At 51.9% G+C, this 23,647-nt stretch carries 27 protein-coding genes; all 27 read right to left on the reverse strand.

The features are described from left to right. Nucleotides 1-56 precede the first annotated feature (56 nt). Nucleotides 57-1,196 carry a 1-deoxy-D-xylulose-5-phosphate reductoisomerase gene (locus tag NST69_RS17415; RefSeq protein ID WP_036724716.1) on the reverse strand — a complete coding sequence of 380 codons (1,140 nt, stop codon included), beginning with the start codon at nt 1,194-1,196 and terminating at the stop codon, nt 57-59. A gap of 23 nt (nt 1,197-1,219) precedes the next feature. Beyond that, the gene (locus tag NST69_RS17420; protein WP_076078640.1) at nt 1,220-2,023 is read right to left on the reverse strand and encodes a phosphatidate cytidylyltransferase; all 804 of its coding nucleotides are present in this window, start codon (nt 2,021-2,023) and stop codon (nt 1,220-1,222) included. 20 nt (nt 2,024-2,043) lie between these two features. After that, a complete protein-coding gene (locus NST69_RS17425; protein WP_036724712.1) occupies nt 2,044-2,811 on the reverse strand; it encodes an isoprenyl transferase in 768 nt (255 codons plus the stop codon). Between the two features lie 78 nt (nt 2,812-2,889). Beyond that, nucleotides 2,890-3,444, reverse strand: a complete 555-nt coding sequence (gene frr / locus NST69_RS17430; RefSeq protein ID WP_036724711.1) for a ribosome recycling factor — start codon at nt 3,442-3,444, stop codon at nt 2,890-2,892. Beyond that, complete coding sequence (gene pyrH, locus NST69_RS17435) at nt 3,445-4,173, reverse strand: UMP kinase (RefSeq protein WP_036692582.1); 729 nt, start codon at nt 4,171-4,173, stop codon at nt 3,445-3,447. 102 nt (nt 4,174-4,275) lie between these two features. Next, nucleotides 4,276-4,926 (reverse strand): translation elongation factor Ts, encoded by a 651-nt coding sequence (gene tsf, locus NST69_RS17440; RefSeq protein ID WP_036724710.1) that lies wholly within the window; start codon nt 4,924-4,926, stop codon nt 4,276-4,278. A gap of 146 nt (nt 4,927-5,072) precedes the next feature. Further along, nucleotides 5,073-5,774, reverse strand: coding sequence for a 30S ribosomal protein S2 (rpsB, locus tag NST69_RS17445; RefSeq protein ID WP_036692565.1), 702 nt, complete (start codon nt 5,772-5,774; stop codon nt 5,073-5,075). Between the two features lie 161 nt (nt 5,775-5,935). Next, complete coding sequence (locus tag NST69_RS17450; RefSeq protein WP_342546542.1) at nt 5,936-6,538, reverse strand: hypothetical protein; 603 nt, start codon at nt 6,536-6,538, stop codon at nt 5,936-5,938. Beyond that, nucleotides 6,535-7,107, reverse strand: a complete 573-nt coding sequence (locus tag NST69_RS17455; RefSeq protein ID WP_342546544.1) for a hypothetical protein — start codon at nt 7,105-7,107, stop codon at nt 6,535-6,537. Before NST69_RS17455 ends, NST69_RS17450 begins: the two co-directional genes overlap by 4 nt. Nucleotides 7,108-7,175: 68 nt before the next feature. Beyond that, the gene (locus NST69_RS17460) at nt 7,176-7,484 is read right to left on the reverse strand and encodes a hypothetical protein (RefSeq protein ID WP_036724706.1); all 309 of its coding nucleotides are present in this window, start codon (nt 7,482-7,484) and stop codon (nt 7,176-7,178) included. 69 nt (nt 7,485-7,553) lie between these two features. Next, on the reverse strand, nt 7,554-8,957 hold the full coding sequence (locus NST69_RS17465) for a FapA family protein (RefSeq protein ID WP_036724705.1): 1,404 nt from the start codon (nt 8,955-8,957) through the stop codon (nt 7,554-7,556). A 30-nt stretch (nt 8,958-8,987) separates the two neighbouring features. Next, on the reverse strand, nt 8,988-9,776 hold the full coding sequence (locus NST69_RS17470; protein WP_036724703.1) for a FliA/WhiG family RNA polymerase sigma factor: 789 nt from the start codon (nt 9,774-9,776) through the stop codon (nt 8,988-8,990). A 78-nt stretch (nt 9,777-9,854) separates the two neighbouring features. Further along, entirely contained in the window at nt 9,855-10,265 is a 411-nt protein-coding gene (locus NST69_RS17475; protein ID WP_209879044.1) for a hypothetical protein, read from the reverse strand. A 2-nt stretch (nt 10,266-10,267) separates the two neighbouring features. Further along, complete coding sequence (locus NST69_RS17480; protein WP_036724701.1) at nt 10,268-10,765, reverse strand: chemotaxis protein CheD; 498 nt, start codon at nt 10,763-10,765, stop codon at nt 10,268-10,270. After that, entirely contained in the window at nt 10,758-11,384 is a 627-nt protein-coding gene (locus tag NST69_RS17485) for a chemotaxis protein CheC (RefSeq protein ID WP_036724698.1), read from the reverse strand. The genes NST69_RS17480 and NST69_RS17485 overlap by 8 nt, the downstream gene beginning before the upstream one ends. A 3-nt stretch (nt 11,385-11,387) precedes the next feature. Continuing rightward, the gene (locus NST69_RS17490; RefSeq protein ID WP_036692546.1) at nt 11,388-11,849 is read right to left on the reverse strand and encodes a chemotaxis protein CheW; all 462 of its coding nucleotides are present in this window, start codon (nt 11,847-11,849) and stop codon (nt 11,388-11,390) included. A 27-nt stretch (nt 11,850-11,876) separates the two neighbouring features. Beyond that, a complete protein-coding gene (locus NST69_RS17495) occupies nt 11,877-13,967 on the reverse strand; it encodes a chemotaxis protein CheA (RefSeq protein WP_076078627.1) in 2,091 nt (696 codons plus the stop codon). A 34-nt stretch (nt 13,968-14,001) separates the two neighbouring features. Continuing rightward, nucleotides 14,002-15,393 carry a chemotaxis response regulator protein-glutamate methylesterase gene (locus NST69_RS17500; protein WP_342546548.1) on the reverse strand — a complete coding sequence of 464 codons (1,392 nt, stop codon included), beginning with the start codon at nt 15,391-15,393 and terminating at the stop codon, nt 14,002-14,004. A gap of 35 nt (nt 15,394-15,428) precedes the next feature. Beyond that, a complete protein-coding gene (locus NST69_RS17505) occupies nt 15,429-16,310 on the reverse strand; it encodes a MinD/ParA family protein (protein WP_036724690.1) in 882 nt (293 codons plus the stop codon). Beyond that, nucleotides 16,307-17,725, reverse strand: a complete 1,419-nt coding sequence (gene flhF, locus NST69_RS17510) for a flagellar biosynthesis protein FlhF (RefSeq protein WP_342546550.1) — start codon at nt 17,723-17,725, stop codon at nt 16,307-16,309. Before flhF ends, NST69_RS17505 begins: the two co-directional genes overlap by 4 nt. Continuing rightward, a complete protein-coding gene (gene flhA / locus NST69_RS17515) occupies nt 17,722-19,755 on the reverse strand; it encodes a flagellar biosynthesis protein FlhA (RefSeq protein WP_036724686.1) in 2,034 nt (677 codons plus the stop codon). The genes flhF and flhA overlap by 4 nt, the downstream gene beginning before the upstream one ends. Nucleotides 19,756-19,775: 20 nt before the next feature. Next, a complete protein-coding gene (gene flhB / locus NST69_RS17520) occupies nt 19,776-20,870 on the reverse strand; it encodes a flagellar biosynthesis protein FlhB (protein ID WP_083684915.1) in 1,095 nt (364 codons plus the stop codon). Nucleotides 20,871-20,892: 22 nt separating this feature from the next. Then, nucleotides 20,893-21,684: a flagellar biosynthetic protein FliR gene (gene fliR / locus NST69_RS17525; RefSeq protein WP_036724682.1), complete on the reverse strand. Its 792-nt coding sequence runs from the start codon at nt 21,682-21,684 to the stop codon at nt 20,893-20,895. A 4-nt stretch (nt 21,685-21,688) separates the two neighbouring features. Continuing rightward, entirely contained in the window at nt 21,689-21,958 is a 270-nt protein-coding gene (fliQ, locus tag NST69_RS17530; RefSeq protein WP_036692523.1) for a flagellar biosynthesis protein FliQ, read from the reverse strand. 22 nt (nt 21,959-21,980) lie between these two features. Beyond that, nucleotides 21,981-22,745, reverse strand: a complete 765-nt coding sequence (gene fliP, locus NST69_RS17535) for a flagellar type III secretion system pore protein FliP (protein WP_076078620.1) — start codon at nt 22,743-22,745, stop codon at nt 21,981-21,983. Beyond that, nucleotides 22,742-23,272 (reverse strand): flagellar biosynthetic protein FliO, encoded by a 531-nt coding sequence (locus tag NST69_RS17540; protein WP_036724678.1) that lies wholly within the window; start codon nt 23,270-23,272, stop codon nt 22,742-22,744. Before NST69_RS17540 ends, fliP begins: the two co-directional genes overlap by 4 nt. 9 nt (nt 23,273-23,281) lie before the next feature. Further along, complete coding sequence (locus NST69_RS17545) at nt 23,282-23,647, reverse strand: response regulator (RefSeq protein WP_036692515.1); 366 nt, start codon at nt 23,645-23,647, stop codon at nt 23,282-23,284.

Below are 23,647 nucleotides of genomic sequence, written 5' to 3' on the forward strand. Positions count from 1 at the left end.
ACACCTATTTTTCAGGGTACAGCCATATTCACCGTTTCCAAAGGCCTCTTATCCCTTTACAGGACAGCCGCAAGCTCCCGGGAAGCTATATCGCTACTGTGAATCTGTTCCAGACCGGGGTTCGCTTCACCCTGATGACGCTGAAGCACTTCATCAATAATCTCATCAATCCGCAGGAAGGGAATCTCACCGCGCAGGAAGCGGGCCACGGCGACCTCATTGGCTGCATTGAAGGCGGTTGTGAATGTGCCGCCCGCTATGCCGCAGTCAATAGCCATCTTCAGCGCCGGATAACGTTCATAATCCATCTCCCGGAAGGTCAGGCTGGCTACCTGAGCCAGAGACAAACGCTTCGCAGGAGACGGCCAGCGGTCGGGATAGGTGAGCGCATATTGAATGGGAACCCGCATATCAGGAGTCCCAAGCTGAGCAATAATGCTGCTGTCGCAGAACTCCACATAGGAGTGAATGATGCTCTCCGGATGCAGCACCACATCAATCTGCTCATACGGAAGGGCGAACAAATGGTGGGCTTCAATAACCTCCAGGCCTTTGTTAACCATGGTTGCCGAGTCAATAGTAATCTTGGCCCCCATGCTCCAATTGGGGTGGCGCAGTGCGTCCGCTACGGTAACATTCGTAAGCTGTTCACGCTTATAATCACGGAACGAGCCACCCGAGGCAGTAATGGTAATTGAAGCCACATCTTCACGGTTCTCCCCATTTAAGCATTGGAAAATCGCCGAATGCTCGCTGTCCACTGGCAGCAGCTTCACACCTTTGCGTCCAGCCAGCTCTGTAACCAGATGTCCGGCGGTCACCAGTGTCTCCTTATTAGCCAGTCCAATATGTCTGCCGGCTTCAATCGCCGCCAGCGTAGACTGAAGTCCTACACTGCCTACAAGCGCAGTTACGACCGTCTGTGCATCGCCTCCGGCAGCAATCTCCACCAGACCTTCACTTCCGCTGTACAGCTCTACACCGGCAGGCAGACTGGATCTGATCTCCTCTGCAAGCTCCTTCGTGGATACCGATACACGGCGAGGCTTGAAACGGCGGACCTGTTCCAGCAGCAGTGAAGTATTACTTCCCGCCGCCAGTCCATCGACTTCAAAAGCTTCCGGATGCATAGCTACCACATCCAGCGTCTGGGTACCGATGGAACCCGTGGAGCCGAGAATACTAATTCTTTTCACAGTTGCTTTCCTTCTCCCTGTCGTTAATAGTAAGGCATCAGCATTACGATATGTACGAAAGGAAATACGATGATCCAGCTGTCGCAGCGGTCCAGGATGCCACCGTGACCCGGCAAGAGTGAGCCTGAATCCTTAATACCGTACACCCGTTTATAGGCAGATTGTACAAGATCTCCAAGCTGACCCAGCACAGCGCAGGCAATTCCAATCAGCAGCGCGCGTCCGATAGTCAGCAGATCAGGAACCAGTATAGCAAACACAATCGATATGACAGCAGAAATCAATACTCCGCCAAGCGCGCCCTCTATAGTCTTGTTAGGACTGATCGCAGGCCACAGCTTGTTCTTCCCGAAGCTTCTGCCGACAAAATAGGCTCCGGCATCACTGCCCCATATACAGCACAGCAGCAGGATCGTCCAGAAGAGGCCATGGCCATCCCCCGCACCGCGGGCGATTCCCATATACGAGAACCCCATTCCTATGTAAACAATGCCAGTGAACATCATCGCGGTGATTTTGATATCAAGCTTATTCTTACTGAAGACAGTGACCAGCAGGAACAGCAGCAATACCAGCCAAATCCCCTGTTCCCAGGAGAATAACTTATTCGTTCCCAGGAGATCCCAAGGAATCATAAAGCCTACTACAGAGGCATAACCAAATACAGCAGTCAGTCCGAAGGTTGCTGTACCTGTCATTTTCACAAATTCATAATAGCCGATGAGGGCCATCGCAGTCAGCATCAGCTGATACGGCCAGCCACCCCAATAGCATAACCCTAAAAACAAGGCCCCGGCAACAATTCCGGTAATCAATCGCTGCTTCAAAGAATCCCTCTCCCATCAGGCTACTTCAATCCACCATAACGGCGTGTGCGGCGCTGATATTCAGCCACAGCCTGCATCAGATGCGTCTTGTCGAACTCCGGCCAGTACGCATCCGTAAACCAAAATTCACTATAGGCGATTTGCCACAGCATAAAGTTACTGAGCCGCATCTCCCCGCTCGTACGGATGAGCAGGTCAGGATCGGGTAATCCGCTGGATGACAGTCTGTTGTCAATCAGCTCTGAAGTGATCTCTTCAGGTGACAGAATTCCTGCCTGGATATCCTTGCCCAGAGCGCGCATACAGTCCTCAATTTCCTTACGCCCGCCGTAGTTCAGAGCAAAATTAAGTATAAGTCCGGTATTGCTTAGTGTGCGGGCGACCGCTTCTTCCATCGCCTTGCGGGTATGGGAAGGCAAAGCCTCCGTGTTGCCCATTACGCGCACCTGTACATTCTTCTCAATGAGTTCATCCAGTTCAATAGCCAGGAATTCTACGGGGAGGCGCATCAGGAAATCCACTTCATCCTTAGGCCGGGTCCAGTTCTCCGTAGAGAAAGCGTACAGAGTCAAAAATTCTACTCCGAGGTCATTCGCTGCAATCGTAGCACGTTTGACTGCCTTCATCCCGTTCTGATGGCCCACAACCCGGGGCATACCGCGCCGCTTCGCCCAGCGTCCGTTGCCATCCATAATTATCGCTACGTGCCGGGGAATATTATCCGGTGAAATCTCGACTGGCTCCTGCCTGTCTTTACGGCTCAGCCATTCTTGAATCCGTTTGATCATTTCCGTTTCCTCCAAGCTCTTATCAGAAAGAGACAAACCCCACCATTAACGGAGGGGCCTGAAGTCTCATGAATTTCGTTATACTTCCATAATCTCTTTTTCTTTGGACAAGAGCACTTTGTCGACTTCAGCTATGAACTTATCCGTTGATTTCTGGATATCTTCCTGATGTCCATGTGATTCATCTTCTGAAATGCCGTTCTTCTCCATCTTCTTGATGTCATCATTGGCATCGCGGCGGATGTTGCGGATCGCTACCTTCGCTTCTTCACCGAACTTCTTGGTGAATTTCACCAGCTCAGTGCGGCGTTCTTCGGTAAGCGGAGGAATAGACAGGCGGATGATCGTACCGTCATTGGCTGGAGTAATCCCAATGTCGGATTTCATAATCGCCTTTTCGATGTCTGACATTGAAGTTTTGTCCCACGGCTGGATCAGCAGGGTCCGGGAATCCGGTGTGCTGATGTTGGCCAGCTGATTAATAGGAGTTGGAGCACCGTAATATTCAACCTGGATGCGATCCAGCAGCGACGTCGAAGCGCGTCCTGCCCGCAGTGTTGCCAAGTCGCGTTTCAGCGAGAGAATCGCTTTTTCCATACGCTCTTCGGCATTCTTCTTAACCGATTGTGGCATTTAATTTACACTCCCTTTAACGATCGTCCCGATCTTTTCGCCGAGAACGACGCGTTTAATATTGCCTTGCTCTGTAATAGCAAACACAATGAGCGGTATATTATTATCCATGCAGAGTGAGGAAGCGGTAGAATCCATAACCCCCAGGTTTTTGTTCAGAATATCCATGTAAGTAAGCTGCTCATATTTCACGGCTGTGCTGTCCTTGAACGGATCTGCTGAGTAGACGCCGTCTACTTTATTCTTGGCCATGAGGATAACCTCGGCTTCAATCTCGGCTGCTCTAAGCGCTGCCGTAGTATCTGTCGAGAAGAACGGATTCCCTGTCCCTGCGGCAAAAATAACTACGCGGCCCTTCTCCAGATGCCGGATCGCCCGGCGGCGGATATAAGGCTCAGCAATCTGCTGCATGGCAATAGAGGTCTGAACCCGGGTAGGGACATCGATCTGCTCCAGAGCGTCCTGCAATGCCAGCGAGTTCATCACTGTTGCCAGCATTCCCATATAATCGGCTGTTGCCCGGTCAATACCGCTTGCACTTCCGGCGATTCCGCGCCAGATGTTGCCACCGCCGCATACAATCGCAACCTGAACTCCAAGCTCCACGACTTCCTTGACCTGCTCTGCAATAGAGATGATCGTATCGGCATCGATGCCATAGCCATTCTGTCCGGCGAGCGATTCACCGCTTACCTTAAGGACTACTCTCTTAAATACCGGTTGTTCCAATTATATACCCTCACTTTCTACAAAAGACGGAACACTACTTGTATGTGTTCCGCTCTTTTGATGCTTGCCTGTATTCAGTTCTTAATCAATGTCATGCAGTTATTATTGTTTTACTTGTGCCATAACTTCTTCTACGAAGTTGTCGACTTTCTTCTCAAGACCTTCACCCAGTTCGAAACGAACAAAGCGGCGGATTGTGATGTTCTCGCCGATCGTGCTGATTTTTTCATTCAGCAGCTGGGAGATTGTCTTGTCCGGGTCTTTAACGAAGGATTGCTCCATCAGGCAGTATTCTTCATAGAACTTGCTGATGCGGCCTTCCACCATTTTTTCAACGATCTTCTCAGGCTTGCCTTCGTTCAGCGCTTGTGCCTTAAGAATTTCTTTTTCCTTCTCTACGTCTGCAGAAGGTACTTCTTCACGGCGGACATACAGCGGGTTCGCTGCTGCGATTTGCATAGCGATGTCACGTGCGAATTCTCTGAAGGAATCGGTTTTGCCTACAAAGTCAGTTTCGCAGTTAATTTCTACCAGAACGCCAATACGGCCGCCAGCGTGGATATAGGATTCTACAGTACCTTCAGTAGCAATACGTCCTGCTTTGTTGGCTGCTGCGGACAGACCTTTTTCACGAAGCAATTCTGCTGCTTTGGTGATATCGTTGTTTGCTTCTTCCAGCGCTTTCTTACAATCGAGCATTCCTGCCCCGGTTCTTTCACGAAGTTCCTTCACTGCTTTTGCATCTACTGCCATTGTTATTCCCTCCAGGATCATAGTCGTTGTCATACGCAGGCATAAAGTGATACTCGCATGCATTTTAAAAAAAGGGCAGTGAGAGGTTATCCACCTGCCAACCACCCTTTTTCATTTAAGTTTATGTTTTATGTTCCGGTTACTACTTAAGCTGTAGTTGTGTCTTCGCCCTGATGAGCTTCAACAACGGCATCAGCCATCTTACCAGTCAAGAGCTTCACGGCGCGGATAGCGTCGTCATTGCCTGGAATTACGTAGTCAATTTCATCCGGATCGCAGTTAGTATCAACGATAGCTACGATAGGAATACCCAATTTGCGAGCTTCTGCTACAGCAATGCGCTCTTTACGCGGGTCAATGATGAACAGCGCGCTTGGAAGACCTTTCATGTTCTTGATACCGCCCAGGAATTTCTCAAGACGATCTTTCTCTTTGCGGAGAAGGATAACTTCTTTCTTAGGCAATACTGCAAAGGTACCGTCTTCTTCCCAAGCTTCCAATTTCTTCAGGCGGTCAATACGCTTCTGAATAGTCTGGAAGTTAGTCAGGGTACCACCGAGCCAACGCTGGTTAATGAAGAACATACCCGAACGTTCAGCTTCTTCTTTTACGGAATCCTGTGCCTGCTTCTTTGTTCCTACGAATAGGATTGTGCCGTTGTCGCCAGCGACGCTCTTTACAAAGTTGTAAGCTTCCTCTACCTTTTTGACTGTCTTTTGCAAGTCAATAATGTAAATTCCGTTTCTTTCAGTGAAGATATAACGATCCATCTTTGGGTTCCAACGACGAGTCTGGTGACCGAAGTGTACCCCAGCTTCGAGAAGCTGCTTCATGGAGATTACTGCCATCTTCACACACCTCCTAAGTTTGGTTTATTGTGTGTCTCCTCCGCCGCGCGTCATCTTTCAGCAAGACTTTCTTCAGAAGAAAGCACCCCTTGTCGAAATCAACCGGCGTGTGTTTTAACACCGTCAATTAATATATCATAATAAAACAGCCTATGCAACGATTACTTTTTTACGGTAATCAGCTTGTCAATAATGGAGTTGATGCTCTCTCCCTTGGTGAAGCTGTAGCTGCCATATTGAATGATAGTATTCACCTTACGGCTGTTTGCCGTCTGGAGGAACTTATTCTTATCCTCAATAACCCCGGCTTCCGCAAGTAAATCTGCCGTCTGGGCGAGAGTAATTCCAGTGGGAATCTTAAGAGAGATTACCCCGTCAACCGCAGCCACAGGCGCTTCAGGCGTAGCCGGAGCCTTGGTAACAGGTGCTGCGGTGCTCTGCGGCTGTGCAGGAGCTGAAGGCTTGCCCGGAGTCGTTGCGGCGCTTGGCACTGCAGCCGGCTTGGGCGGGACAGCAGGCGTAGATGCCGGTGTTGCTGCTGGCGCCCCGGAAGCCTGGGCCTTGGCCGCTTCCTCCGGGGACGGCGTTGCTGTTGCAGCAGCTTCTGCCGGATCTACAACAGTCAGTTTCAGGCTAGCCGCTTGCCGGATCAGCTCTTCTTTGGTCAGAGGCGCCGTCCGTCCGGCTATCATCAGCTGCAGCAGCAGCGCGCCGGCTATCAGCCCGACCCCTAGTCCCAGCATAAAGAACCGGTTCTTCATCATACGGATTCCTCCTGCTGGGCAAGCTGCAGGATCAGTTGCACCTCACCCCGCTGCAGACCGGCGGTCTTGGCGATAGAATCGATTGATTTCCCTTGCTCATGCAGCTCGAACAGCCGGGGATACCGCAGCTTAATGGAGCTGACGGGTCTTGGCTTAACAGGAGGTTCTGCCTCGGCAGCCTGCTCCCTGCCCTGGGGCTTCTCCGCGTGACCGGACGAAGCTTCCCGCGAGAAGGTGGCTGCCAGCTGAAGCAGTCCCTTCTCTTCTGCGGTCAGCCGCGCATCCATCAGCAGCAGGCTCTTCTGCAGCTCGCCCACCTGCTCCCGCAGTCCACCGATCTCTTCCTGCAGGGCCGCCTTATTGCTCTGTGACTGTGTCTTAATACTGCCCACCAGCTTCAGCAGCTCGGAGTTCTCATGCTCGATATCGGCCATGTAGAGCTCCAGAGCCGCCTCCGTCTCCTTCAGGCTCTTCTTCTCCGAGTCTTCCTTACCCGTTCTGGCCGGCAACCGCAGGGCATAAACAATAGCAACTGCGCCTACCAGCACGATGTATACCCATGGTTCCAAGTGTGTAATCTCCTTCTGCGTTTAATTCATAGGATGCCTTAACTGCATTTGCGGTTATTCTGTCCCAATCAGAGACTGAAATCTATACGGTGCCCTTTATAAGGATGTTCGGCATCATGGGTGTTCTCCTGCTTATCCGGCTTGCGCGGATGAGACTGACTGCCAGAGCCGCTCCCCTTGCCGCCGTCCCGCAGCGCGGATTCTGCGGACTCGTCCACCTCGCTGCTGCGCTGCGCAATCTCCTGGGTCTGCTTGACATTCTGGCCTGCCAATTGCTGCTGGTCGAGTGCAGGACGCTGCTGAAGGTTGTTCTGAACTTTGCCCGCATCATGGGTACGGGGCAAAGCAATTTGCAGTTCCACCGGTTTCAGACTCATAAGATCCCTCTTTTCCACTCATTGGTTACAGAATCAAGGAATAGCAGGCCGCCTCAGCTGCCTGCCTGATTATACATACGGTATTATGGATATATCCCCTTCACTGTAAATGAAGGATACCCGCTCCGTCGGGTCCTTGACGAACCTGGTATATCTGCCGATTACGATCTTAGAGCCTCCATAGATCGTCTTGACGACATCAACCTTAGCTCTGCCGGTGTCCTCCAGCATGCGCTCGATCTCCAGCACACGCTCTTTAATTCTCTTTTCATCACGCATATGGGATTGCTTGGTTGCATTAAGCTTGACGCGAAGCGCCACCTTATCGGGCGATAGCTGGCCATTGTTCGCCAGCTGATTAAGCAGATACAGCGCCTTATTGGTCTTGTCCTCATTCTCAAGAAGCTGACGAAGCTCCTGGCGCAGTTCGTTGATCTCATTTCTCAGCTCGGGAACAACGCCCACTTCAATCGCTGTAGCTGTAGACATGGTATTGCCGATGGTGCGGGCAATCACGTGTTCACCCGCCTGCACAATACCGCCAACAATTAAGCCTTTGGCGCCGTTGCACAACACGTCGCGGCCTGCCCGTATGCTGGAATGCATGATGCTTTGTGAGACTATAACATCCTCCCCGGCCACAACATTGCCATCCTGGATGAACGAGACCTTAACATTTTTACCGGCATGAACGAGCCCTTTATTATATCCGATGATGCCGCCCGTAATCTCGATGGACCCGCCCGATATCAGCTCGGCCCCCTCTACACCGCCGACCACCCGGATATCTCCTGCGGATTTGACGGTGAAGCCGGTAAGCACATTGCCGCGGATGACCACCGTGCCCACGAAATCAATATTGCCCGTGCTGTAATCCACATCCCCATTGATTTCATACACCGGAAATACATTGATCTTGCCCTTGTCTGTCAGCGTGACCAATCCGTCAATCGCCGAATACATGGAGGTCTCTTCCTGATCCACCACCACATTCTTGCCTACCTTGAAATGAGCCTCCTTCCCTGCCCGGAACGGAAGCTCCTCCCCGGTTACCATTTTGCCGCTCACACCGTTCTCTGCCGGAATAACCTTGGCAATAAGCTGGCCCTTCCTTACGTTATGCAGCCGGACCAGCTCTTTGTAATCCACCTTGCCATCCTCTTTCTCCAGAGGCTTGCGGTCCTCCTCCATATCAACGGTCAGCACAATACGGCCATCCTTACCGTTGACAGCAGGCTGTCCAATCGCGATCGGCACCCGGTTCCAGAAGTATTCTTCCGGGTTGCTGCTAATCCGCTGCACAATATCATGCTGGATACCGAAACGAATATTGTGACTGGACAGGAAGCTCTCAAGGTCCTCGACCGAACAGGTGAAATTCTCATCCTTCTTGGTGAACTGAAGGTAAGCAATCCCCTTATCCTCCGAAAAAGTAATGCTCAGGTATTGGCTCAATACATATTGACCGATCAATTTCTGCTCCCCCTTGTCACCGTCACCCGGTTAATCATTTTGCATCAGAAGGTCCCGGTTCTTCTCAAGTGTTCCTCTTAGCCGCAAAATAGCTTTGGAATGAAGCTGGGAGATTCGCGAAGGAGACAGTGACATCACTTCCGCAATCTCGCTTAAAGATAAATCCTCATAATATAAAAGGGACACGACGGTCCGTTCTTTCACTGTTAGTTTCTCGATGCCTTTGGTTAGCGTATCCCGCAGGTAGAACTCATTCACTTTACGGTCCGGATTCTTGGCCTTGTCATCTACCAATATGGACATTCGTGTCTCTGATTCTTCTTCACGTATAGGATCTTCCAATGAACAGAGCGACATTACTGCGACATCCTGCAGCATCGTCTGAAACTCCGTTTCCGAAATATTCAGATACTTGCTCATTTCATCGTCACTTACCGATCTCAAATACTTCTGCTCCAGCTGCTGGTAGGCATCCTCGATTTTTTTCGCTTTTTCGCGTACGGATCTGGGAACCCAGTCACTTTGCCGCAGAGAATCAAGGATTGCTCCCCGAACCCGCCACGAAGCATAGGTCTGGAATTGAAGCCCCCGCTTGTAGTCGAATTTTTCGATCGCATCAATGAGTCCCATGACACCGTTGCTGGCCAAATCGTCCTTGGAGACGTTTTTGGGCAGCCCTACTGCCAGACGGCTGGACACGTAATCAACAATATGGAGATAACTCTCAATCAGCTTTTTTTTAGCTTCAGGATCGCCGTGCTCTTTCCACTGCTCCCAAAGCAGGTCTGTTTCCGACTGAGCTGCTTTACGCTCGTTCAACGGCTTTCACCCTTCCCAAAGTTTAGTCAGCGGGCAAACATGCGGCGCAAGATGACGGACTTTCGCCGCAGTACTCGCTTATTCTTCTTTCAGGTGACGAACGGCCTTGGCCAATTCTTCAGGATCTTTCATAGAGACTAGCTTCGGAGGCTGCAAAGGCGTGAACCCCCCGGGCTCTTCACTGACCGCCTCCCGTTTTGGGGTTAACAAGTCTTTGAGCTCCTGATCCTCTTCAGGTGTACTAATATCAAGCTTCCCGCCAAGAGACTCTCCGTTATCGAACAAACCGGCTTCCGGGTCTGAGGCTTCTTTTCCGATAATAAAACCCAATACCCATCTCAGGAAGAAAGCAAGCACAAACCAGATAATAAATCCGTACATGCCCCGGATCAGGCTGGTACCCAGCAGGTTCTGTCCGTTGTTCGCAAGGAAGGTTAGTACAAATCCGATCAGTCCGGCCACAATATTCAGCAATAGTTTCCTGCTCATGGCTAAATTTCCTTCGGGCCTTTTTGAACGCTGCGGATAAAAATCACTCCGGTATTGCAGGAGATTTCTATCGTGCGCCCATAATTGCCGCCCGTGTCCTCCGCGATAAGCGGAATATGAAGGCTCTCAAGAGCAAGCTTGCAGGATTCCACATTCCGAGGCCCGATCCTCATGGTGTCACTCCCTCCGGCAAAAGCAAACATCTGCGAGCCTCCGGCCATCTTGGCCACAATCCGGCTTCTAACCGCCCCCAGCCCCAGAAGGCGGGCCAATAGCTCAGGCACAGCAGTATCTGCGAACTTGGCGATATTCAGCTGTCCCTCCCTGGCAATCTCTGAAGAGGGCAGCATGACATGAGCCATCCCCGCCAGCTTTTTACCGGGATCAAACAGAGTCAGACCTACGCAGGAGCCAAGACCGGTCGTACGAATAAGGCTGTCCTGGCTGCCTACGTTCAGATCCGCCATACCTACTTTAATGATGCTCTGCTCTTCAATCATTGTCGAACGGTACTCCTAAAGCCTTGAAGATTTTGGGGAACGATTCCGGATCGGGAATAAGGAAGAATTGTCCTTCAATTTCATTTTGGCCTTCTAAAAAAGTCGTATCGATCAGCAGCGCATCATCGCCCATCTGACCGAACTGCAGCAGCCCGTAGCCAAGAATGGCTCCGGCCATATCCATTGCAAGCGCCGGCACTGTCGGATACATGGTCAGGGAGGTGAAGTCCGCCAGGGAAGAGAGATAAGAGCCGGCCAGAATATTGCCGATCTCGCTTAGTGCGGATAACTCCATCTCACTCAGCTCATCGCCGCCGGAGACTTCAATACCGGCAATCCGGCTGAGCAGGTTGCTTGCCGCCTCCGGGGTAAGAATGAAGAACAGGTTGCCCGGGGCTTCACCTTCCACACGCAGGAATACCGCATATACCAGTTCCTCCGCTCCGCCCACCTTATCAGTGATCTCCTCGAAGCTAAGCAGCTGTACCTTCGGAACCGCCATATCAATCGGCTTATTAAGCAATTGAGATAAGGCGGTGGCAGCATTGCCGGCCCCGATATTTCCGACTTCCTTAAGCACATCCATTTTGAAGTCTTTGAAGTTCTTGAATAGCTCCATAGGCTAGCCCTCCAGGCTTTCCAGCTGCACGATTTCACTCTTGTTCAGCACTTCAGACAGGTTAAGCATAATCAGCAGGCGGTCATCACCAATTTTGGCCACCCCGTCCAGATACTTCGCCTTGATTCCGCCCACGACATCCGGCGGTACATCAATAATGTCACGGTTCAGATCAATGACATCGTTGGCTGAATCAACAATGAAGCCCACTTCCATCTCATTCACATTGACGATGATGATCCGGGTCTGGTCGGTGTGCTCCGCTTCCTCGATGCCGAACCGTCCGCGCAGATCGATAACCGGAATCACGACACCGCGCAGATTGATCACACCTTTGATAAAGGAATAGGTCTTCGGTACGCGGGTAATCGGCATCATACGTTCAATCGTCTGGACCTTCTCTACTTCAATGCCGTATTCTTCAGTGCCAAGCTTGAATACAATTACTTTGATATCTTCAGCCATGGAATGACCCTCCCTGTTCTAACCTGATTATTTGATAAAAGCATTCGGATCGATAATAAGCGCTACCTGTCCGTCTCCAAGAATCGTGGCTCCGGAAATTCCCTGCACCTCTGGGAGATACTTGCCTAGGTTCTTGATTACAATTTCGTTCTGGCCAATGAAATCCTGCACAGCCAAGGCAACCAGCCGTTCTCCCTTGCGGACAACCACGATCTCCGTCTCCTCTTCCGTGCTTTCATCATAGTCCGGAATGGAGAAGATCTTGCTCAGGGAGACCAGCGGAATATGGCTGCCCCGGAACTCCAGCATCCGGTTGCCGTGAATGGTGCGGATCTGGGATTGCTTCACAATTCCAGTCTCCACGATGGAAGAGAGCGGAATGGCATATTTCTCTGAGCCAAGCCGAACCAGCATCGCTGCAATGATCGACAGGGTCAGCGGAAGCTGAACGGAGAAATTCGTGCCCTTGCCTGGTGTAGAGTAGATGGTAACGTTACCGCCCAGGGAAGAGATTTTGGATTTGACCACATCGAGACCCACGCCCCGGCCCGATACGTCAGAGATGACCTCAGCTGTACTGAATCCAGGCGCGAAGAGCAGCTGGTACGCTTCGTCATCTGTCATCGTGCCCGCCTGCTCTTGGGTAATCACACCCTTTTTGACAGCAGAGGCTAAGACATTCTTCGGATAGATGCCCTTGCCATCCTCTTCAATCTCGATGAACACATGATTGCCGCTATGGAAGGCCCGGAGCTGGACGGTCCCGGTCTCCGGCTTTCCAGCCGCAATCCGGTCTGCAATAGATTCAATCCCGTGGTCAACCGCATTGCGCAGCAGATGGACCAGCGGATCGCCAATCTCATCAATCACGGTACGGTCAAGCTCTGTATCTGCTCCAGTGATGATTAAATCCACCTTCTTGTCCAGCGATTTCGCCAGATCGCGAATCATCCGCGGGAACCGGTTAAATACGGTGTCTACCGGAACCATGCGGAGCTTCATGACGATATTCTGCAAATCTCCGCTCACCCGGCCCATATGCTCAACCGTTTCGGTAAGATCCCCGTTCTGGACCTCGGAGGCCAGCTGCTCCAGCCGGACACGGTCAATCAGCAGCTCGCTGAACAGATTCATCAGCACATCCAGCCGCTCAATATCCACACGGATGGTCCGGGAAGGCGACGGCGACCCTCCTGCCCGGGCCGGGGCTGCTTTGCCGTTCTCTTCCTTGGGATGCAGAGAAGCCGCAGGGGAAGCATTACCGGCAGCAACGGGAGCAGCTTCCTGCACCGGAGCCGGAGCGGGCGCTTCGGCTGTAGCTGCTGCAGTGTCTTGCCCCATTTGGCGAAGTGACTCCTGATCAAGCGCCACAGCGGTAACCGCTTCGATCTCTGACAGATTCAGAATCATCTTCTGAATCTCGCTGGCATCCTTTTGGGTTATGTAGTAGAGGGAGAATCCGTAATCGAATTTCTCCTGCTCTATGTCCTGAACCGAAGGGAAGGATTTCACGACTTCTCCTGAACGCTCCAGAAGGTCGAAGACCATGTAGGCACGTACAGCCTTGAGCTGACAGTCCTTGCGGATCGCCACATCCACATACAACACCTGATGGCCTTCCTGAAGGGATTGCTCCAGCACTGAGTACTGGAACTCATCCAGGAACACCTGGGCCGCGCTGGCATTGCCGGACGCAGCAGCAGTGACTTCAGCAGAAGCATTGCCGGCAGAAGGAACCTCTCCGCGTACGATGGCCTGCAGGGAAGAGACAATCTCTGTTACATCAGCCTTGCCCGCTCCCCCGCCGGTGATATCCTCCACCATAGATTCCAGAGCGTCAATACTTTTGAACAGGGTATCAAAAATGAAGTCCTGCATCCGCAGTTTGTTATTGCGCACCAGATCGAGCACATTCTCCATTTGGTGCGTAAGCGAAGCCAAATCTTCAAACCCCATTGTAGCCGCCATACCTTTCAAGGTATGGGCGGAGCGGAAAATCACCTGAACAATACTCAGATCCTCCGGATTCGCTTCCAGCCCCATCATGCTCTCGTTCAAAGACTGCAGATGATCATTTGACTCATCAATAAACATGGATAAGTATTGGTTCATGTCCATGAGCGGGTACCTCCCCTTCGAGTTCGCTATTCCATTATTTAACGGCTTGTACCAGCCTTGGAGCAATTTCTTGCAAAGGCAGGATGTGTCTTACACACTTCAACTCTACTGCAGACCTCGGCATTCCGTATACCACACAGGTTTCTTCACTCTCTGCAAAGGTTGATGTCACCCCCGAATCATAGAGTGCTTTCATCATACGGGCCCCGTCGCTGCCCATCCCCGTCATAATGACGGCATGACGTTCCAGCGAGGTAAGCTGCAATACCGATTCAAACAGTGTATCTACAGAAGGACGATGTCCATTACGGACCTCTTCCTTAGTAAGCTCTATCATGTATTGGCCGCCAGGCACAGGAACCACTGTCAGGTGATAACCCCCGGGGGCAATATACGCCGCACCCTGCCGGAGAATCATACCGTGCTCCGCTTCCGCGACCTCCAGCGCGCTGAAGGTATTCAGACGCTGGGCCAGCGATTTGGTGAAGTTAGGCGGCATATGCTGGACAATGACAATCGGTGCCGGGAAGTCACCGGGGATGTTCTCCAGGAATGCCTTCAGCGCTCTCGGACCTCCGGTTGAGCAGCCTACAGCAACCAGCTTACGCACGCTCCGGCTTCCGCTTGCCTGGCCTCCTGTTGCTGCGGGAGGTTCAACGAACGAGCTTGCAGCAATTTCAGCAGCCGCACGTTGTACAGCCCTTCCGGAGCCCAGCGCCTCCTGGGAGCGGCCTTTCAACCTGTCGGGAGCCGGTTTAGGCACTGCCGGCGCAGGCTTGGCTACCCGCTTCGCAGCCGCCGGCTCAGTGCCGGTCTCCGGCTTCCGTTTGTCAGCGGGAGGTTCAAGCGGCGCCCTGACCCTTGGCTTCTCCGTGCCCTGAAGCGGCGCTTTATCCGCTTCTTTCTTGGACGGCTCCAGCTTCCTTCTTACCGGTTCCACAACAGCCCGCGGAGCAGGCGGTTCAGCAGCGGGAGGAGGAGGCTCAGGCGATTTGACGGCGGAAGCGCGGGCTTCACGGCGCTCGCGCGCCAGCATCGCTTCCTTCATTTGCTCCCGGAGGGACTCTCCGACAGCGATGATATCCTGGGAGTTTGAAATGGACGGCTTTCGGATGAAATCGAAAGCCCCCCACTCCAAGGCCAGAATCGTCTCCTTCATACCCTCTTCATTAATACCGGACAGCATAATCACCGGGAGCGGACGCTGGGCCATGATACTTTTGAGCGCCTCCAGGCCATTCATCTCAGGCATCTCCACATCCATGGTTACGAGATCCGGACGAAGCTCGTTAACCTTCTCAATCGCCTCGCGTCCGTTGGCAGCTGTCGCTGTGACTTGAAAGTCGGCATCATTCTCTATTAAATCGGAAATAATCTTGCGCATGAATGCTGAATCATCAACAACCAGAACTTTATATGGCCTCATAGCTTTTCCACCTCTGTCCCTCAAATTCAGAACAATTATCTGTTTCGTTTCAACCACTTGCTGATGAATCCCTTGATGCCTTGAACTTTAGCGGTTTCTACTGAATCCACAGCCAGATAGCTCTGCGCAAGCCTCTGCACATCCCTGGCTGCAATACTGTTCGGAAAAGCCACTGAGAATGGAATTTGTTTCTTAACGGCCTGTACTACATGCGGATCACTGCTGATGTAACCGAGAAAGGGAAGCTCAAGCTGCAGGAACCGGCTGGCCGCCATCCGGATTTTGTCACTGGTGGCCCGTGCCTCCCGTTCATCCCCTGCCTGATTGACAATCAGCCTGAACGAAACCTCAGGATGCGAATTATGAACAACCTTCATCAGCGCATATGCATCTGTAATTGCGGTAGGCTCAGGCGTGGTCACCACCAGGCAGTCATCAGCAGAAGTGATGAATTTCATCGTTTCCTTGGACAGCCCCGCCCCTGTGTCGAACAGGATGAAATCCATGGTATCGGCAATGCTGGCAATCTGTGTGGTAAAGTAATTCAGATCCGCCTCCGAGAGTGTGAACAGCTCGTCCATCCCGGAGCCCCCTGCAATGAAGGGCAGCGCCTCCGGTCCGAGCTGAATGATCTGTCCGATATCCGCTTCCCGCTTGAGCAGATGGTACAGATTGTATCTGGAGGAGACACCCATAAGGACATCAATATTGGCCATGCCGATATCGGCATCGAACAGAAGAACTCTCCGTCCCATGGCCTTCAGTGCAAGCGCGAAGTTAAGGGTGAAATTCGACTTTCCGACTCCCCCCTTACCGCTGCATACCGTGATGATCCGGGCGGAGGCACCGCTTCCGGGAGCCTGCCTTGTATCCTGGCTGGAGACCAGCCGTCTTAATGCCTGCGCCTGGTCCATCACCCGCCCCCTGTTCCCAGCAGCATGCCGCCAATCTGCTCCCCTGTGGCCATAAGAAGATCATCAGGAACATTCTGTCCGTTGGTAATATAAGAGAGCTTCAGCGGATAATCATTCAGGACATTGAACAGCGGGCCGTAGCTCCCCGTTTCATCCAGCTTCGTGAATACAACCTTATCCAACTGGTATCTGCCGAAGTGCTCCGCGATTTTTTTCATATCACGGCTCTTCGAGGTGAGGCTCAGCACCAGCAGGGTCTCGCTCTTAAGCTCCTTGGCCAGCAGGCTCTGCAGTTCAGCCACCAGCATTTCATTGCGGTAATTCCGTCCGGCGGTATCCATTAGCACCAGATCACAGCTCTCCAGCCGGAACATCGCCCGCTGCAGGTCTCCCGGCGACTGGACCACCTCCAGCGGCATGTTGAGAATGGAAGCGTAGGTTCTGAGCTGTTCAACGGCAGATATCCGGTAAGTATCCGAGGTAATCAGCCCAACCTTACGGCCCTGCTTGAACAGCTGCTCCGCTGCCAGCTTGGCAATCGTTGTCGTCTTGCCGACCCCAGTCGGCCCGGCAATATATACAATCCGGGTATCCGGGGCAATACCGCCGGCAATGCGTCCTGACAGAAATTCATCAATCTGCTCTCTGAGCACAGCCTCGAATTGTTCCGGCCCCCAGCTGCTTCCTTCCTCACGGTAACGCTCCAGAACATGTCCGATCCATTCCTCTACGAGAACAGCGTCAGTCTCCTGGTCAATCAGGCGGCTGCGTAAGGATTCCAGCGCATCAGGCAGCTCGGCTGCCCCTGAGGAATAACGTGCGATACGTTCCATCCATTGCTTCATATCCCGGATCTCCCGCAGGACATCACTCTCAGTTGCAGCGGCAGTATCAGGTTCAGGCTGTTCTGCAGCAAGCGATTCATAGATGGCAGCAAGTTTCTTTCGGCTCTCCTCCGGCTGCGGTACAGCCGGCTGGCCTGCTGCAATATCCTCAGTGCGGATATCCGGCGGCTCCGTCTTGACTAAAGGCGGCATCACAGCGACACCCCCACCCTGCTCCAGCGGATCAGCCAGCGCTGCGGCAATCTCGGCAAACGACTTGGCTGCTGCCGCATCTCTTACCGTCACAGGCGGCGGGAGAGGAGGAGCAGCGGCTGAGGCAGCCTTTTGATAGGCCTCGGGCACTACATTTCGTGGTACATTCATTGGCGGTGCAGGAATCTTCTCCTGCGCGGCTGCCTTTGCACCGTTCTCCACAGCAGCCACAACCTCAATCTTCTTTTTAGAGAACATGCCCATGAATCCGCCAACCTTTATTTCTTTGGTGCTTAAAATAACGGCATCGCTTCCAAGCTCGCTGCGGATCGAATGCATGGCGTCAGGCATCGTATCGACCACATAACGCTTCACTCTCATAAGTTCACCACCCCGACGCTTTGAATTTCAATGTTTGGCTCCAGCTCGCTGTAGGAGAGCACCGGGATATCCTGCATGGTTCGCTCAATCACCTGGCGCAAATACATGCGAATCGTTGGAGAGGTTAGTACAATCGGCTGCTGGCCGGATTGCAGGAGACGGTTGATCTGCTCCGTAAGCCGCTGATAGACGGTTTGGGTAGACACCGGATCAAGCGCCAAGTAGCTGCCCTGCTCCGTCTGCTGCACGCTCTCGGAAATTTTCTTCTCAAGTCCGGGGCCTACGGTAATGACACGCAGGGTCTCCCCCGTCTGAGAGAACTGTTGGGTAATCTGTCTGGATAGGGATTGCCGCACATATTCAGTCAGAATGTCAGGGTCCTTGGTATACGTGCCGTAATCGGCAAGCGTTTCGAAGATGGTGACCAGATCGCGGATGGATATTTTCTCCCGCAGCAGCTTGCCAAGCACCTTCTGAATATCCCCAACTGCAAGAATGGAAGGGATCAGCTCGTCCACCAGCACAGGATAATTCTCCCTGAGGTTGTCGACCAGTTGCTTCGTCTCCTGACGGCCCAGCAATTCGTGTCCATACCGTTTGATCAGCTCGGTCAGATGTGTCGCTACAACGGAAGGCGGGTCAACCACGGTATAACCGGATAATTCAGCCCGCTCCTTCACCGACTCATCAATCCATAGGGCAGGCAGCCCAAAGGATGGTTCAATAGTCTCAATCCCGCTAATCGACTCATCATCATAACCGGGGCTCATGGCGAGATAGTGATTAAGTAATAATTCACCGCCGCCAACGTTATTTCCTTTAATTTTGATGACATATTCATTCGGTTTTAGTTGAATATTGTCGCGTATGCGAATAACCGGCACGACAAGACCCATCTCCAGCGCACATTGCCGTCGAATCATGATGATGCGGTCGAGCAGATCGCCGCCCTGTCCCGTATCCGCCAAAGGAATCAGACCATAACCAAATTCGAATTCGATCGGATCCACCGTAAGCAGATTGATGACACTTTCGGGACTTCGCACCTCTTCGATCTGCTTCTCCTCGACCAGTTGTTCATCAGCAATCTGCTGCCTGCTGGCCTTTTGCCCCATACTGTAAGCCGCGTAAGCCATCAGCCCTGCCAAAGGAAGCGTGGACATAATCGTAATCGGGGTGAAGAAACCCAGAAACGCAATAGTCGCAGCCACTATGTATAAAAGCTTCGGATAAGACAGCAATTGTCCGGTCAGATCCTCGGCCAGATTGCCTTCCGAAGCCGCCCGGGTAACGATCAGACCGGAAGCCGTGGAGATCAGCAGGGCCGGAATCTGGCTGACCAGACCGTCACCGATGGTCAGTACAGAGTAGGTGGAGAGTGCTGTCTGGAACGACATACCGTGAACGGTCATACCGATAATGAAGCCGCCGATCAGGTTGATAATGAGGATGATGATACTGGCAATGGCGTCACCTTTGACGAACTTACTCGCACCATCCATGGCTCCGAAGAAATCCGCCTCGCGTTCGACATTACGGCGGCGTTCCCGTGCCTGCTGCTCATTGATCATCCCCGCATTCAGATCCGCATCAATACTCATCTGCTTACCGGGCATCGCATCCAGGGTGAAGCGGGCGCCTACCTCGGCCACGCGCTCAGAACCCTTGGTGATAACAATGAACTGAACCACCACCAGGATCAGGAAGACAATGAACCCGATCGCGATCTGTCCCCTGGCAATCCAGCTTCCGAAGGTCGCTACGACCTCCCCGGCATGGCCATCAGCCAGAATCAGCTTAGTTGTTGACAGGTTCAGCGCTAAGCGGAACAGCGTTGTGATCAGGAGCAGTGAAGGAAATATTGAGAACTGCAGCGGATCTCTGGTATTCATAGCGACCAATATAATGGTCAGGGCTATCGAGATATTGACAATTAACAGTACATCCAAAAGCCAGACAGGGATGGGCAGAATCATCATCAGCACGATACCGATAATGCCCAGTAGAACTGTTAGATCTTTAGCTTTCAATGTCCTTAACCTCCCCCGGCTTATCTCCTCTTGCCTTTAAGCTTGTATACATAGGCCAGCACTTCGGCAACTGCCTGGAACAGATCGGCCGGCACTACATCACCGATCTCCGCTCTCTGGAACAATGCCCGTGCCAGCGGCTTATTCTCCATCGTTACAACACCATGCTCCTTGGCCAGTTCCCTGATGCGGAGTGCCACATAATCCTGACCCTTGGCTATAATCTGAGGAGCCTCCATTGTGGAACCGTCATACTTCAGGGCGACTGCAAAATGGGTCGGGTTCGTGATGATAACATCGGCCTTGGGGACCTCCTGCATCATCCGCTGCATCGCCATTCTGCGCTGACGTTCCCTGATCTTGCCTTTGATGATGGGGTCGCCCTCCATCTTTTTGTACTCATCCTTAATGTCCTGCTTGGACATCTTGAGACTCTTCTCATGCTCGTATTTCTGATAGATATAGTCCAGTACAGCCATTATAAAAAGAGCCGCTGCAATCTTGATGCCCAGGCTCATGGTCAGCTTCGCAACGAAGCTGTATGTCCCTTCCGCATCGACATGCGAGAGGCGTGCAAAGCTCTCCTTCTGTCCCCAAAGCGTACTGTAGACCAGATAGGCAATCAGGATGAGCTTGAAGACAGATTTGAGGAACTCTACTACGGAACGCATGGAAAAAATATTTTTGAAGCCTTTGATGGGGTTGATCTTGCTGAACTTAGGCGTAATTCCTTCGCCTGAAGCCATAAAGCCTACCTGTGCGAAGTTGGCCACAAGCGCCAGCAAGAAGGTGATGCCCAGCAGCGGAGCGAGCAGAATGAGGATCTGCAGCCCGTACTGGTTGAACAGCGCCGAGATATTCTCTGGTGTTACCTCAAGCATCATCCGGTTCTGGAACACATCTGTATACAGCTTGATAAACCGTTCTTTCATGAAGCCGCCGAAGACGCTCAGTGACAGCAGCGCCGAGAAGAGGACCACTGCACCTGACATTTCAGCACTTTTGGCAACCTGCCCCTTCTTGCGGGCATCCTGCCGTTTCTTCGGAGTGGCCTTCTCTGTCTTATCTCCCCCGAACAGCTGAAGGTTCAGTTTGTATCTTGCCTGTTTTGCCAAGACAATCTCTCCTTACCGTAGCCTAAGGACTCTTCCCAATGAGGCCAAGCAGATTGTGCATGGACTCGAACATAATCTCGAAGAGATTCTGGAACAGCGCAGCCAGCCCCGGCATCAGTATAAGAAGCAGCGCCAGACCGATAATGATTTTGAGCGGAACACCGATGACAAACACATTATATTGCGGAGCCGTTCTCGCCAGGAAGGCCAGGCCTACATCCGTCAGGAACAGTGCAGCGACCAGCGGAGCCGACATTTGGAAGGCCAGCATAAAGGACTGTGCAAAGGTGCGGATCAGAAACTCAGACAAGCTTCCGCCGATCATTTTGAGGAACAGATCATTATCTATCGGCACCCATTTATAGCTGTATACGATAGCATCCAGCAGGTAGTGGTGGCCATTCATGCTCAGGAACAGCAGCAGTGCAATCATATACTTGAAGTTACCGATAATCGGCGCCGAGGCCCCGGTCATCGGGTCAATGACGTTCGCAATCCCGAACCCGATCTGAATATCGATAAAAGAGCCCGCAGTCTGAATCGTCATAAACATCAGGTAGGCGATAAACCCAAGCAACAGCCCGATTAATGCCTCCCTGATAATCAGGAGGATAAACCCCAGATCCTGCGGAACGGTAATATTCATACTGCCTGAGCTGAAGATGACCATGGACACAAAAAAAGACAAACCAATTTTGAACGTTGTCGGCACGCTTTGCGACGAAAAGACAGGAACGACAACAAAAAAGGCGGTAATTCGACAAAAAATCAACAGAAAGACAGGAAAACTTTGCAGCAGGGTCTCTATATTCATAGTCTCAACCGATATACATATAGAGACTGCCCAGAATTTGGCTGGTGAAATCCACCAGCTTCGTTATAATCCACGGACCGAACAGCAGTAAAGCAAGCAGTACGGCAACGATTTTGGGAACAAACGCCAGGGTCTGCTCCTGAATCTGGGTTGTGGCTTGAAAAATACTGACGATCAGTCCTACCACCAGACCAAGAATCAGCATGGGGGCGCTGGTCTCCAGCACTAAATATACGGCTTGGCCGGCCAGACCGATAATAAACTCCGCATTCATCCCATGTGCCTCCTCTTACAAGTCAGGTGTTAAAACTCAGCAGCAGTGATTTGACTACTAGGTACCAGCCGTCCACCAGCACAAAGAGCATAATTTTGAAAGGCAAAGATATCATTACCGGCGGCAGCATCATCATCCCCATGGCCATCAGGGTGCTGGACACCACAATATCAATAATAAGAAAAGGAATAAAAATCATAAAGCCCATGGTAAAAGCCTTCTTCATCTCGCCGATTGCAAAAGCAGGTACCATTACTGTTAAAGGAATATCATTATAGCTGGCTGGCTTTACTGTAGCGTTATTGCCTGTATAGTTCATGAACAGCAGCAGGTCCTTCGTGTTCGTCTGCTTGAACATAAACTCCTTAATCGGCTCCTGCGCTTTGTTCAGTGCTTCACTCTGGGTCAGAGTCCCCTTCATATAGGGCTGTAAGGCCGTCTCGTTCACGGTTGCCAGCGTCGGCGACATAATGAACAGGGTTAAGAATAGAGCCAGTCCTACAAGCACCTGATTCGGAGGCATCTGCTGTGTACCCAGTGAGGTTCTTACGAACCCAAGTACGATCACGATCCGCGTGAAGCTGGTCATCAGCACCAGGAATGAAGGAGCAATGCTAAGCACCGTTACCAGCAGCAGGATGGAGATGGAGCTTGTCCCCCCGCTTGAAGCATCGTTGTCCCCCACCGAGATATTGATATTAGGAATCGGATCGGCATGAACCGGATGCAGGAGCAGCACACTGAAAATACCAAGCAGCATAAAAGAAAGAATCAGCTTTTTTTTCATAAATCCTCCGACTCTTTCCTGAGATCCTCATCCCTGCGCAGTTCCTCCAGCTTCTCTTTGCGCTCTGGCGCCAGGGCAAGCTTGGATTGCAGCGTCTCATAGAAAGACGAAGTCTCATGAATCTCAATTTCCTGGGACGGCACCTCACCGCGCAGCTTGGACTTGATTTTGGCGATAAGCGGTGCAATGAAGTTGTCCGTTCCTGGGGCCTGGTCTTCAAAAGCGGATATAATCAGCGCCACCTCTGCCGGATCGGTGATCTTATCCATCATAGTGATGTCCTCGCCCACTCCGATCAGATAGAGGCTGCCGCCCAGCTCAATGACCTGAATCGACTTATTCGGACCCAGCCCCAGCGCACCCAGCGTACGGATGGAACGGCCGCTCATCAGAGTCTGATTGCGGCGTCCCAGAAAACGGATCAGCAGCACGATAAGAATAACAATGACTGCCAGAAAAAAGACAACCTTCAATAAATTCAGCAGGGCATTACTACTGTCTCCGAGCGTGCCGGAAGCAAATAACATACCTCGTTCCTATATACCCAGCGTTTTATTGATGGCTTCAATGACACGGTCTGCCTGGAAAGGCTTCACAATAAAGTCCTTGGCACCGGCCTGTATTGCATCAATAACCATAGCCTGCTGACCCATGGCTGAACACATAATGACTTTGGCATTGGCATCTACTTTTTTGATCTCCTTAAGGGCGGCGATCCCGTCCATTTCAGGCATGGTGATATCCATCGTGATCAGATCCGGGCGCAGTTCCTTAAATTTCTCTATAGCCTGTGAACCGTCCTGGGCTTCACCCACTACCTCAAATCCGTTCTTCGACAAAATGTCCCGGATCATCATTCTCATAAATGCTGCATCGTCCACGATTAGAATTCGGTTAGCCAT

The organism is Paenibacillus sp. FSL P2-0089 (assembly GCF_038595095.1).
GTDB lineage: Bacteria > Bacillota > Bacilli > Paenibacillales > Paenibacillaceae > Paenibacillus_AQ > Paenibacillus_AQ silagei.